Consider the following 13,403-nt stretch of genomic DNA (forward strand, 5'->3'; position numbering starts at 1 on the left):
GAGGCCGGGAAGATGTCCTACCCCCCGTCAGACTCATCGGCGGCCATACCCCAGGACGGCCCGCACGAGACGGCACCAGATCAGCTGGCGGTGAACGCACTCGCCGCCGAGTCCGTGGTGCGCGCCGAGCCCGTCTCGATGGCGCTGCTGGTCGCCCTGGAGACTCTCCCGCCGCCGGAACGCGGGGTGTTCGTCCTGCACCAAGTGTTCGGCTACACGCACAGCGAGGTCGCCGGCATCCTCGGCCGCTCCGCGGCGGCGGTCCGCCAGGTCGCCCACCGCGCCCGCGAGCACGTCCACGCCAGGCGCCCCCGCCACGAGCCGGACCCGGGCGCCCGCCGGCAGCTCACCGGACGCTTCCTGGCCGCCGCCCGCAACGGCGACGTCGACGCGCTGCTGCGGATCCTGGCCCCGGAGGTGACCCTGTGGGGCGACGGTGCCGGCAAGGGCCCTCCGGCAGGCGGCATGCGTACGTTCCACGGCCGGGACAAGGTCGCCCGCGTCCTCGTCGCCGGCGCCCATCGCTTCCGCCAGGACCTCGACGTCGCCTACCGCAGCGTCGACGGTGACCCGTCGGCGCTGCTGTCCGACGGCCACGGCAGGCGGGCCTTCGTCGTCCTCGACCTCACCCCGGGCAGCGATCAGGTCTGCGGAGTCTACGTCGTGGCCGATCCCGACAGGCTCTCCCGCGTCGAATGACCCCCGGCGGGCACGCGTGCCGACCGTTGCACCGCGTTCGCAGCGGGCACCCGCTCGCCGACCGCCCCCGCGCCGGACGCGCCGGCCTCCGCCAGGGACCGCCGGAAATCCCGTGACATCAAAGAGGTGTGGCCGTCCCCTTCCCGGGCACGCGAATCCATGGCCCCCAAGGGTGCCGATGTCCCCTCGGGGACCTGGCGGCAGCGACCGCCTGGCCGCGCCCGGCCGTCCACGCCCCCCTAGGGCGGCCGGGCGCCCCACACCTGGGCGCCCACTCCTCCGCGCAGGCATCACGCCCGGCGATCCGGGCCGCCGCGGAAGCGGTCGGCGACCCGACGGCACATCAGGTCCGCCCCGATGCGGAACAATCACCGGATGTACGCCTCGATCCGCGCCCTCGACCGGCTGCTCGACGCCATGCCGCCGGTGGGCACCTCCCGGCGGCGCCAGCTCCGCGCGTTCCGCGGCGAGCTGTGCCGGCTCCTGGACACCGACGGCTTCCAGCCGGCCCGCGCCGGCCTGGGCGCGCTGCTCGACCCCCCGCTCCTGCGGCGCTACTTCGAGGTGGCCGAGTCCGGCCTGCTCAGGGAACGGCTGGTCGGCGGCGGCAGGCCGCCCACCAGCCGCGCGACCAACCAGGCCCGCAGGGACTGCGTCGACCTGCTGCTCTCCGCGACCGGGCGCCCCCGGCTGCAGACGACCGCAGCACCCTGGGGCCGCGAGCCGGGCACCCGCCCGCCGGTCACGCTCCGGCCGACCCCGCACGCCCGGGAGGTCGCGGAACTGCGGCGCCTGATCGGTGACGCCCTGTCCGCGCGGCTCGACCCCGGCCAGGCGCGATTCGTCGCGCTCGTCGCCATGGTGCTTGACACCGCGGCCCGCGCCGGGGAGCTGGCCGGCCAGCACCTCACCCACCTCGACGAGGACTTGTCCCATGCGCACCTGCACCGGCGACCGCAGCACGCCACCGCCACCGCGACATCTGCCGGGCCCGACGTCGTGCCCCTGTCCGCGCTGACCGCGGCGGCACTGCGGCAGTGGCTGCCCCTGCGTGCGGAGTTGACCGCTCCCCTGCAAGGCGCGGCCACCGCGCTGTGGGTGAGCCTGCGGTCCAACCACTGCGGCCGGCTCGACGACCAGGGCCGCGCGACCATGCGCCCGCCCGGCCTGCCCCTGGAGGCAAGAGGCCTGGCCCGTGCGTACGCGTCCGGCCGCCACCGTCACGAGCTCGCCCGCCTGCTCCCGCCCAAGATGGAACAACTGCGCCGAGCCGTGGCGGACTCCTCCCCCGGCCCGTGACCCCTTGCCCCACCGCTGCTTCTGTTGTTCTGCGGTACGGACGGGCCGCGGTCGCCTAGGGCCTGTTATTAGACATCACGTGTACGGCTCCGCCAAGCGTCGCCGAGCAGCCGGGATATCCGATGTTAGGGACTCCCGACAGCCCGCGACCTTGTCAGCCCGTCCGCCACGAGGGCGGGGCCACCGGCAGCCAACTTCGCTCGTGGGCAGCGGACTCGCGCCCCGACAGGCGGCTGTGCGCGATCCCTTGACAGCGGATACGCGCGGGCCGAATATTCAGCAAACATCGGATGTAAACACCGGGAGCGCCCGCTCGATGCGGGCACGAGCTCCCCCCACCCCCCACCCGCGGCTCACCGCCCGCCCCGCTCCCCGGGTACCGGCGGGCCGCTCATCCGAACCAGGGAAGGACCACCCGTGTCACCACAAGGCTCGGTCATGCGGAGGCTGCTGCGCCGCGTCGGCCCCGTCGGGACCATCCTCAGTCTGGCCGCGGTGGCTCCCGCGGTGCAGTCCGCCACCGCCGCGACCGCCGTGACGGTCTACGCCTCGCCGTCCGGCTCGGGTTCGGCCTGCTCCTCGGCGTCGCCGTGCGCCCTGCCGGCTGCCCAGAGCGCGGTGCGGGCGCAGCGCGCGGCGAACAGCTCGGCGGACGTCACCGTGCTGCTGGCCGACGGGACGTACCGCCTGTCGAGCACGTGGACCCTCGGCGCGGCCGACTCCGGCGCCGCGGGCCATCCCGTGGTGTGGAAGGCGGCGCCGGGGGCACACCCGGTCGTCTCGGGGGCCTCGCAGGTCACCGGATGGACGCAGGTCGGATCGAGCGGTGTGTGGTCCGCCCCGGTGCCCACGAGCAGCAACAGCCGCCAGCTGTACGTCGGCGGCCACGAGGTGCCGGTCGCCCAGGCGTCACCGGCCAGCCTGGGCTTCCGGGGCTCGTGGACCGGGTCCTCGACCGGCTACACGGTCTCCGGCGACCAGGCGGCGATGACGTGGTTCGGGTCGCTGACCGCGAGCCAGGTGGCCGGCGTCGAGTTCGACTACCCCGGTGGCAACGGGCCCTGGACCGAGTCGAGATGCCGGGTGGCGAGCTTCTCCGCGGCGACCGGCGCGTTGAAGATGAGCCAGCCGTGCTGGACCGACGTGACCGCCAGGGCGTCCTTCGCGCAGGGCAGCGGCGGCCTGCCGTCCATGGGGAACAGCACGATGCCCGCGCTGATCGAGAACGCGCGGGCTCTGGTCGGCTCGGGGCAGTGGTTCCTCGACGCCGCCGGCGGCACGCTGTACTACAAGCCGCTGTCCGGCCAGCAGATGTCCGCTCTCGACGTGGAGCTGCCGCGCCTCGAATCGCTGCTGCGCGGCGCCGGCACGCTCGCGGCGCCCTTGCACGACGTCAGCTTCAGCGGCCTGCAGTTCTCGTACGCGACCTGGAACGCGCCCTCCACGAGCGCCGGGTTCGCCGATGTGCAGAGCAATCTGCGGATCACCGGCGCGAACAACCAGGGCATGTGCACCTTCTCCACCCCCGCCGGCTCCTGTCCGTGGGGCTCGCTGACCCAGCCCCTGGCGAACGTCGCGTTCAGTGCCGCCAGGAACGTCACCCTCACCGGTAACCGCTTCGCCGAACTCGGCGGCGCCGCACTGAGCGTGATGTACGGATCGGCCAACACCCTGATCCAGGGCAACGAGTTCACCGACACCGCGTCCACCGCGCTGCTGCTCGGCTGCACTCATGACCCGCTGCCGACCGACTCCTCCGAGGCCGCGGGAATCAAGCAGAACTGCACCCCCGACCCCTCGGCCGTCAGCGGCGACACGATCGGCACCAACGAGATCCTCACCGGGACCACGGTGTCGGACAACGTCATCCACCACATCGGCACGGACTACTCCTCGGCCAGCGGCATCACCCTGCTGTTCTCCCAGCACACCACCATCACCCGCAACGACCTCTACGACCTGCCGTACACCGGCATCACCGCCGGCGTCGTCCAGGGCCACGTCGACCAGGCCAGCACCCCGCAGAACAGCACCAACATCAACAGTTCGAACACCATCAGCAACAACATCCTCCATGACTACCTGTCGGTCCGCAGCGACGGCGGCGCCATCTACGTCGAGGGCCACCAGGCGCAGTACGTCTACCAGTCGGGCGGCACCACGATCGACCCGGTGCAGACACTGGCCAAGGGCCTGCAGGTCACCGGCAATGTCGCCTACGACGGCCCGACGACCAACTTCACCTATTACGACGACGCCGGTTCGGAGTGGGTCAACTGGCAGGGCAACGTCGCCTTCGGCGCCGGCGGCAGTTCGCAGGGCGGCTGCAGTCCGACCGGTCACTTCTGGATCACCGGCAACTACTTCTCCGCGAACGTCCAGTCCTACCCCTGCGCCCAGCCGGTCGACACGCACGCGAGCGGCAACACCTCGATCTCCGCGACCCCCAGGCCTGGCGACGTCCCCGGTTCGCTGTTCAGCTCCGCGGGCGCGGGTTCCGGCTCCTTCTCGCCGGTGCTGTCGGTGAGTCCGCGGATCTTCTACGTGTCCCCCACGTCCAACGCGACGCAGGTCCTGCTGGCCGGTGAGGGCTTCAGCTCCTCGACCCCGGTGTACGTGGGGAGCACCCAGGCCGCCAACGTGACCCACCTGTCGCGGGGCTTCATGATCGTGCCGATCCCGTCCGGCACCACGGCCGGGCAGATCTCCCTCACTCCCCCGGCCCCGGGCACCACCCGCCTCGACGACACCGACAGCCGGATCGCCTACAGCGGTTTCTCCTACGCGAGCGGCCGCAGCTACGGCGACTACTCGAACGACATCCACTACGCGACGGCCAACGCGTCAACGGCGTCCCTCACCTTCACCGGGACCCAGGTCCAGGTGTACGGCGAGCAGTTCACCGACCAGGGAGACCTCGGCGTCACCATCGATGGCGGGTCGCAGCAGGTCGTCAGCACGCTGCCGAGCGACGGTGCGCGCCACGCGAACGTCGCGGTCTACACCTCCGGCGTGCTCGCGTCGGGCACGCACACCATCGTGGTGACCAAGCTCTCCGGGCAGTACGCCACCCTGGACGGCTTCAGCACCCGAAGCTGAGCGACCTCCCCGCCGCCGAGGCCCGTTGCCGGCTGCGGCCCGGCACTCCACCCTCGGGAGTGCCGGGCCTCTCGCCCGTCGGCCCAGCGGGCGGCGGGCCCGGTGGCGTAGGCGGCCACCACCATCAGCGCGCCGAGCAGCAGCCAGCCCGGTGTGCCCCAGTCCAGCAGCAGGGTGGTCAGTACCAGCGGCCCCAGCGTGCGGGCGACCGTCACGCTGGTGCCGAAGAAGCCCTGGTATTCGCCGACCCGGTCCGCGGGGGCCAGGTCGAACGAGAGCTGCCAGGAGCCCGCCGACTGCTGCATCTCGGCGATCACCTGCAACACCGCGCCGGCCACCAGGACGGCCGCCGCCGGCCCCGCCGAGCGTCCCGCCGACAGGGCGAAGACCGCGCAGCAGGCGAGCATCACCACCCCCGACCGCCGCAGTGCCCGCAGCGCGCTGCCGAGCCCGCTGACGGTTCGTGCCGCCCGCACCTGGAAGAGCGTGACCGCGAGGGTGTTGAGGACGAACAGACCCGACGCCAGCCACGCCGGCGCCTCGGTGCGCTCGGTGATCCACAGCGGCAGGACGAGGCTCAGCAGCGGCAGCCGCAGCATCAGCACCGCGTTGAGCAGCGTGACGAGCACGTACGGCCGGTCGCGCAGTATCCCCGGGTGCCGGGCCTGTCCCACGACCGCGACGGCCGGTGCTGCCGCGGGCGGTGCCGCCCGCGGCAGCCGCAGCAGGAGCAGCGCGCACCCGAGGAAGCAGGCCGCGTCCAGGGCCAGCGCGCCCCGGTAGGCCGCGGCGGTCCCGACGCTCAGCGCGAACCCGCCGAGGGCCGCGCCGACCGCGAGGCCGCCGTTCAGCGTCGACTGGAGCCGCGCCAGCAGTCCGGTCCGCTCACCGGCCGGCACCAGCCGCGCCAGCAGCGCCTGCCGGGCCGCCGCCAGCCCCGATTGCGCGGCGGTGTAGGCGCACGCCGCGGCGACGAACACCGCGAAGCCCTGCACCAGCAGGAAGGAGCCCACCGCCGCCGAGGTGGCCGCGGCCAGCAGCACCGAGGTGCCGCGCGGCCCGCACCGGTCGGCAACCCGCCCGAGCGGCACCCCGACCAGCGACCCGACCGCCCACGCGAGGGTCAGCCCGAGCCCCACCCGCGCGGGCCCCAGCCCGGCGACCCGGGTGAAGTACAGCGCGGACGTCGTATAGAAGGCGCCGTCACCAACGGAGTTGGCGAGCTGGGCGAGTGCCAGGGAGCGCTGCGGGCGATTCGTCATGCGCACGACGCTACCGGCGATGTGGGCCGCTGTTCAGACCCACTACGACCCCGTTGTCCTGGCCCACTTGCGGCGGTGAGCACCCGACAGGCGTGCGGCGGGCCGCCCCGCCCCGTCCGGCCGGCGGCGGGCACGAGAACTCCGCCACGCCCCGGCCTCGAAGCCCCCTGCACGGCCCCTGGCCGGGGCGCCGGCACTCTCCCGCGCCGGCGGCGGACCCATGTCCCACCGCCGCCTTCCGCTCCCGCCGGCGACCCGCCAGCGACATCGCCGCACCGGCACTGACCTGGTCATTCATCGATGCCGGCCCTACGCTCGCACCGTGCAGAAAGAGGGCCCGGTGGACCGGACCGTACGCAGTGCCGAGGATGTCTTCGCTCTCCTGGACGGGTTGTTCAGCAGTCCTGACGGCCGGGTGCGCACAGCGGACGGCGCGGCCCTCTGGGACGGCTTCTACGCCGACCGTGCGAGGGCGGTGCCGTTCTTCGTGGCCAAACCCGACGAGAGCCTGGCCGGCTACCTCGACCAGGGGCTGATCCTCCCGGGCCGGGCGCTCGATCTCGGTTGCGGTCCGGGGCGGAACGCGTTGTTCCTCGCGTCCCGGGGGTTCGAGGTCGACGGACTCGACCTCTCCCCGGCCGCCGTCGGGTGGGCCGAGGACCGGGCGCGCGAGGCCGGGGCCGACGTCCGCTTCGCGTGCGGCGACGCCTTCCGCCTCGTCGGCCAGGAGCTGAGCGGCCCGTACGACCTGATCGTCGACTCGGGGTGCTTCCACCACCTGCCCCCGCACCGCCGGGTGAGCTATCTGGCGCTCCTCGACCGCGTGCTCGCGCCCCGCGGCCACCTCGCGCTCACCTGCTTCGCGGCCGGCGCGATGGGCTCGGAGCTCTCGGACGCGGACCTCTACCGCGCGCTCGACCTCCAGGGCGGCCTCGCCTACACCCCGGAGTCACTGCGCCGGATCTTCTCCGCCCTGACCGAGGTCCGGCTGCGCCGGATGCACCAGGAGCCGCCCGGGTCGGCGCTGTTCGGCGAGGCGTTCCTGTGGACGGCGCTGTTCCGCCGCGATCCCGAGGAGAGGTCCGGCTGACAGCGACGCCAGGGCTGCCCACGGCGTGTTCAGGGTCGCAGCGCCAACTTGCCCACGGTGGCCCGCGCTTCGAGTTCCGCGAGCGCCTTTGGCCCCTTGGCCAGCTCGTACACGGTGGGCTCGCTCGGACCGAGCACCCCGGCCGCCATGAGCCCGAACAGCTCGCCCATGACCTCGCCGAAGATCCGCGGTGCGGCCTGGATCAGGGTGCCGATGTTCAGGCCGATGAGGTGGATCTGGTGCGTGTAGACCAGCTCCCGGTTGCTGACGGCGGCCTCACCGCCGGCCAGGCCGTAGACCACGACCCGGCCGGTGACCCGCCTGGCCGCGGCCAGGCTGGCACCGAGGGTGGCGCCGCCGACCGACTCAAGCACCAGGTCGACGCCGGCGCCGCCGGTCAGCCGGAGGACCTCGGCGGCGAGGTCGCCGCTGCGGGAGTCGACGACGTGGTCGGCGCCCAACGCCCGTACCACGTCGTGCTTGTGGGGGGACGCGGCCGCGATCACCGTGGCACCGTAGTGTTTGGCCATCTTCACCGCGGCCTGGCCGGTCCCGCCGGCCGCCGCGTGGATCAGCACGGTCTGACCTGCGGTGAGACCGCCCAGCGGCTTGAGGGCCGCCAGCGCGGTCGGCCAGTTGACGACCAGTCCCAGAGCCTGCTCGTCGGCCCAGCCGGCCGGCACCGGAACCGCGGCGGCCGCGGGCAGCACCATGTATTCCGCGAAGGCGCCGCCTTTGACGCCGGCGCCGATGACGCGGGTCCCGAGCTCCGGGCCGGCCACTCCCTCGCCCAGGGCGACGACTTCACCGGCGCCTTCGATACCGGCGAGGTAAGGCGGCTGCGGGCCGCCCGCGAAGGTGCCGCGGGCCTGCGAGAGGTCGACGAAGTTGACGCCGGCGGCCGTGACCCGGATCAGCACCTCGCCCGGACCCGGGCTCGGGACCGGCGCGCCGGTGAGCAGCCGCAGGTCCTGCGGGCCGTTCAGCGACGTCTGTTGCAGGGCGCGCATGGTGGCGGGGATGCTCATGGCGATCGATTTCCTTTTATTTATCGAACGACAAACAAGTGGCGCGGGCCACACTAGCGCAGGTCCGGGTAAAGTTGATCGAACGTCAAAGAAGTTCGGAGGAACGCCGGATGGCTGCTCGCGGCAGGCCACGCACATTCGACCCGGACACCGCCCTGCGCAGGGCGCTGGACCTGTTCTGGGAACGCGGCTACGAAGGCACCTCGCTCAACGACCTGGCCCAGGCGATGGGCATCGCGTCGGCTAGCATCTACGCCTGCTTCGGCAGCAAGGAGGAGCTGTTCCGCAAGGTCATGGCGCTCTACGGCACGACGTCCGGCGAGCCGCCCAGGCGCGCGCTGCGCGAGCAGCCGACCGCGCGCGGCGCGATCCACGCCATGCTGCGCGCCACCGCCGACGAGATCACCCGACCCGACACCCCGCACGGCTGCATGCTCATCCTGGCGGCGCCCACCGGCGCCGTGGAGAACCACGCCGTCCGGGAGTTCCTGGCGGACATCCGGCGCGACATGCACACCACGATCCGCGACCGCCTCGTCCGCGGCGCGGCCGACGGCGACCTCACCGCGCCGGCCGCCGCCCTCGACGGCATCGCGCGCTACTACACCACCGTGGTCCAGGGCCTCTCCGTACAGGCCCGCGACGGCGCCGGTCGCGCCGAGTTGGAGACGGTCGTCATGTGGGCGATGGCCGCCTGGGACACGCTCGCCCGGCACTCTCCGGAACCGTCGGGAGAGGGTTCCGGAGAGCGCCGGGCGGCCGTGCCGGAGCTCAGGCGTGCTCCTGCCACGCCGTGATCGTGCGGGTCCTGCCCGCCCGCGACGGGTCTACGACGCGTTCGCGGGCATCAGCTGGGCCATGTTGAAGCCGGCGACGTCCTTGCTGGAGCCGATGCCGTCGCCCCACTGGGTGTAGCCCTTGCGTACGCCGTTGTCCTTCTCGTTGACGTCCAGCGCGAAGGAGAACACGTTGTCGGCCGTGGGCTGGACCGAGGTCAGGTCGCTCCAGGGCAGCGCGACCTCGTACAGCGTGGTGTGGGTCGCGTCGTCCCTGGTGACGTGGACGGTCGCGTTCGTGACCTGCCCGCTGCCCTCGGTCGGTGCGGTCCAGCGGTAGAGCTGGGCGGCGGCCGAGGTGAGTGCGGCTCCGTACTCGTAGTGCCCGTTGACCGAGGCGGTGCTCTCGGTGGCGGAGGCGCCGGGCACGCCCGACGTGGCCGCGAACTGCAGGCAGTCGCCCTGCCAGATGTCGGCTCCGGTGGCGGGCTCGGAGAAGACGTCGTCGGTGAGGTCGGCGGTGAGGTAGAGGTTCGTGGCGTCCCAGTCGAGCCACACCTTGCCCGACAGGTCCGCCGCACCCCCGTACGGCTGCGAGGCGTCCAGGGTCTCCCACGTCCCGTCGGCGGTGGTGGCCAGGTCCACCGAGGGGCCGTCCTTGACCTGGTCGAGCGTCCAGGAGGTGCCGAGGCTCTTGTTGACCACCGGCAGGAAGGTGACGTGCCCGGAGAAGGCCTCGGAGGAAAGGTCGCCGGAGATGACGCTGGTCACCGTGAACGGGTAGATGGTGGCGAACGTGACGTCCGTCACCGGCACGTCCACCGTGGCCGAGCCCTGCGGGGCGATGGTCGCGCTGACCGGCTGGGTGCCCGTCCTGCTGCCGAGCTTCCAGGTGACCGCCGTCACCGTGGTGGGGCTGTCGGACGGGTTGTGCAGGACCACGTGCAGCGAACCGGCCGGCGGGCTCATCCCGGTCACCACCGGGGTGACCTGTTCGGGGGTGGCGCCCGAGGTGACGGTGAGCGGGCTGACCGCCGCTTCCGAGGAGGCGCCGGCCCCGCCGGTGAACGCCGCCGACGCGGCCAGCTCCGCCTTGGTGCCGGGACTCGCGGTGCCGGGAACTCTGACGCTCCAGGTGGCCGTCACCTTCTGGCCGGGAGCGACGCGGGACAGCGTCACCGGCGACGTCGGGGTCGCCGTCCAGCCGTCCGGCGACGTCAGGCGCAACGACAGGCCGCGGACGGCCTGCCGGCCGGTGTTGGCGAACGTCGCCGTCGCGGTGACGGTGGTGTTCGGCTTGACGATGCCTGCCGCCTGCAGCGTGAACGGGTCCTGCACCACGATCGGCGCCGTACCGGTCACGCCGTTCACCGTCACCTCGATCGTCGCGGCGCCGGGTGCCCGCATGGTGACCACGCCGGTGCGGCTGACCGTGGCGACCCGCTGGTCGCTGCTGCGGTACGTGACGTGGGCCCGGGACAGGTCGGCGAACGACTGGTCGTTGTCGGCCGCTTCGACGATGTGGTCGGCGGCGGCGTGCTCCTGTTCGAGCGTGGCGTCCGTGTCCGGCGCGATCCACGGGTCCTTACCGGTCAGGTCGAGCGTGTCACCCGCGGTGAAGACCACCTGGTCCGGCTGGACGGTGACCGTCCGCACCCGCGGGGTGATGGCACCGTGCACCCGCGCCGTGCCGGAGCCGGCCACGGTGGCGGAGTCGGGCCCGACCCTGAACTGGTAGGCGCCGTCGTGGACGACCTGCTTGAGGGCGCTCTCGTCCCACTGGCTGAGGTCGGCGATCCTCACCGGCAGCCGCACGTGCTGGCTGCGGCCCGGCGCGAGCACCGACGTCTTCTTGAAGCCCGCCAACTGCTCCTTCGGCAACTCCGCCCCCGGCACCGTGAACTGCGGCGCCACGTAGAGCTGTGCGACCGTCGAGCCCGCGACCGTACCGGTGTTGGTGACGTCGAAGTTGACGTCCACCGTGCCGTCTGCAGCGACGGAACCGGGTCCGACCCGCACGTGCGAGTAGCCGAACCGCGAGTAGGACAGGCCGTATCCGAACGGGTAGGTCGGCTTCCCGGTGGAGTACATGTACGTGCGGCCGAGTCCGTCGGTCTGGGACGGGGTGAGCCCGTAGTTGTCGATGGACGGGAGCTGCGAGTCACCGGCGAACCAGGTGAAGTCCAGGTGTCCGGAGGGGTTCTGCCGGCCGAAGAGCACCTGGGCCAGCGCCGTGCCCTGGCTCTCGCCGTTGTAGCCGCTGAAGACGATCGCCGGGAAGGCCTTCTGCGCGGCCTGGATGTCGTAGGGGCCGTCGGCCTGCATGACCAGCGCCGTCCGCGGGTTGCCGAGGTCGGCGATCTGGCTGATCAGCGAGTCGTAGTTGCCCGGCAGGGCCAGCGCCGACCGGTCCGTGCCCTCGTCGGCCACGCCGAGGTCGGAGCCCACGGCCACGATCACCAGGTCCGCCGTCCTGACCGCGGTCCGGGTCGCGTCCGAGCACGCGGCGGGCGTTGTGGCGGTCGTCGTGGTGCCGCACGCGTCGAAGGTCACGGTCGCCGAGGGGTTGGCCGCCTTGACCGCGGCGGTGATCCCCTGCACGGCGTTGACCTGGAGGGACGGCCTGCCCGAATAGCCGCCGAGCGTGGTGGTGTTCGCCAGGTTGCCGACGATGACGACGTTGTTCAGTGTGGCGGGGTTCGCCGGCAGCAGTGGAGCCGAGGTGCCGGAGACCTCGTCGTTCTGCAGGAGCACCAGGTCCTGTGCGGCGACCTTCTCCGCCAGCGCCTGGTGGGCGGGCGACTCGATCTGCGCCTTGGTGATCCTGGTGTAGGCGACCTTGCTCGCCGGGTCGAACTCGCCGGTCTGGAAACGGACCGTGAAGAGCTTCGTCAGCGCGCTGTCGATGACGCCCTGGGTGAGCAGGCCCACCGAGACCGCCGCGTCGATGTTCTGCGGGGTCAGCTCCCCGCCCGCGCAGTTGAGTTGGGTGCCGGCCCGCACCGCGAACGCCTGCCCGCCCGCCGCCGCGGGGACCTGCTTGCCGGTGGCGGTGTTCGTCCAGATCGTGCCGTTGGTCGTCCACCCCGGCGGAGCCCAGTTGTGGCCGCCGGAGGAGTAGACGTCACCGATGGCACCGCAGTCCGAGGTGGTGTACCCGCCGAAGCCGTAGGTGGCCTGCAGCAGTTCGTTCACCGTGTAGGTGTCCGCGGGAGCCGGCGTGCCGTTCACCGCGTTGTAGGACGTCATGACGCCGGAGACGTGGGCGTCCTCCACCAGGGAGGCGAACTGCTTGGTGTAGTAGTCCCTGATGTTCGCGTCGGTGGTGTTCGCGCTCTGGGTGTGCCTGCTGTTCTCGTCGTTGTTCAGCGCGTAGTGCTTGGCGGTCGCCGCGACCTTCAAGTACGGCGTCATGGGACGGCCGGTGGCCGTCTGACCCTGGTAACCGTTGACGAACGCGCCGGCCATGGTGGACGCCAGGTAGGTGTCCTCGCCGAACGACTCGTTGGTCCGGCCCCAGCGCGGGTCGCGGTCCATGTTGACCGTCGGCGCCCAGAAGGTGAGGTCGCCGTAGTCCGACGCGGACGGGCCGAGGTTGTTCTGCCCCTTCCCCCAGAGCGACTTGTCGAGGAAGCCGCGCACCTCGTCCGAGATCGCCGTGGTCTCCTGGTAGGTCAGCTGCGGGTCCCAGGACATGGTGGAGGCGAAGTTCACCGGGAAGCTGGTGGCCGTCACGTCGAGCTCGCCCTGGCTGCCCGCGGCGGTGTCGGCGCCGAGCCGGTTGATGCCGTGCTGGCCCTCGCTCCAGTAGGTGTACTGCTGCACCCCGAGCCGGGGAATGGCCGGGGCGTTGTTGGTCTGGAGCTGCGCCACCTTCTCGTCCGACGTCATCCGCGACACCAGGTCGGCCGCGCGCTGGGCGAAGGTGTAGTGCGTGTCGAGGTAGACCGGCTGCGTGGCGGAGATGGCGGACTGCGCGCCACGGTCCGGGCTCGCCTGGGCCACCGGTACCCCGGCGACCACGGTCACCGCGACCGCGGCGGCCAGCAGGCGGCCGGTTGATGTTCTGGGTCTTCTGGAGCGCAAAACTGTCTCCTTCACGTCACGCGCGGCTGGGGCGCAGGTTCATGGGGAGCACGCGGGCACCGGT

At 72.3% G+C, this 13,403-nt stretch carries 8 protein-coding genes; 5 read left to right on the forward strand and 3 right to left on the reverse strand.

The window, feature by feature from the left end; genetic code table 11:
• The first annotated feature begins 90 nt into the window (after positions 1–90).
• From OG702_RS03345 to OG702_RS03355, 3 genes are all read left to right on the forward strand, one after another.
• On the forward strand, positions 91–699 hold the full coding sequence (locus tag OG702_RS03345) for a sigma factor-like helix-turn-helix DNA-binding protein (RefSeq protein ID WP_327287364.1): 609 nt from the start codon (positions 91–93) through the stop codon (positions 697–699).
• Between the two features lie 357 nt (positions 700–1,056).
• Entirely contained in the window at positions 1,057–1,998 is a 942-nt protein-coding gene (locus OG702_RS03350) for a hypothetical protein (protein WP_327287365.1), read from the forward strand.
• A gap of 417 nt (positions 1,999–2,415) precedes the next feature.
• Positions 2,416–5,097, forward strand: coding sequence for a hypothetical protein (locus OG702_RS03355; RefSeq protein WP_327287366.1), 2,682 nt, complete (start codon positions 2,416–2,418; stop codon positions 5,095–5,097).
• Here the strand turns inward: OG702_RS03355 and OG702_RS03360 are convergent.
• Positions 4,998–6,359, reverse strand: coding sequence for an MFS transporter (locus OG702_RS03360; protein ID WP_327287367.1), 1,362 nt, complete (start codon positions 6,357–6,359; stop codon positions 4,998–5,000). The genes OG702_RS03355 and OG702_RS03360 overlap by 100 nt on opposite strands.
• A gap of 340 nt (positions 6,360–6,699) precedes the next feature.
• Between OG702_RS03360 and OG702_RS03365 the strand changes: the two genes are divergently transcribed.
• Complete coding sequence (locus OG702_RS03365) at positions 6,700–7,449, forward strand: class I SAM-dependent methyltransferase (protein WP_327293069.1); 750 nt, start codon at positions 6,700–6,702, stop codon at positions 7,447–7,449.
• Positions 7,450–7,478: 29 nt separating this feature from the next.
• Here the strand turns inward: OG702_RS03365 and OG702_RS03370 are convergent, their stop codons facing one another.
• On the reverse strand, positions 7,479–8,477 hold the full coding sequence (locus tag OG702_RS03370; protein ID WP_327287368.1) for a zinc-binding dehydrogenase: 999 nt from the start codon (positions 8,475–8,477) through the stop codon (positions 7,479–7,481).
• A 110-nt stretch (positions 8,478–8,587) separates the two neighbouring features.
• Between OG702_RS03370 and OG702_RS03375 the strand changes: the two genes are divergently transcribed.
• Positions 8,588–9,274 (forward strand): TetR/AcrR family transcriptional regulator, encoded by a 687-nt coding sequence (locus OG702_RS03375; RefSeq protein WP_327287369.1) that lies wholly within the window; start codon positions 8,588–8,590, stop codon positions 9,272–9,274.
• A 30-nt stretch (positions 9,275–9,304) separates the two neighbouring features.
• Here OG702_RS03375 and OG702_RS03380 read toward each other — a convergent pair whose 3' ends face one another.
• The gene (locus OG702_RS03380) at positions 9,305–13,339 is read right to left on the reverse strand and encodes a glycoside hydrolase family 3 C-terminal domain-containing protein (protein ID WP_327287370.1); all 4,035 of its coding nucleotides are present in this window, start codon (positions 13,337–13,339) and stop codon (positions 9,305–9,307) included.
• Positions 13,340–13,403: the final 64 nt, after the last annotated feature.

The sequence above is a fragment of the Streptomyces sp. NBC_01198 genome, assembly GCF_036010485.1.
Lineage (GTDB): Bacteria > Actinomycetota > Actinomycetes > Streptomycetales > Streptomycetaceae > Actinacidiphila.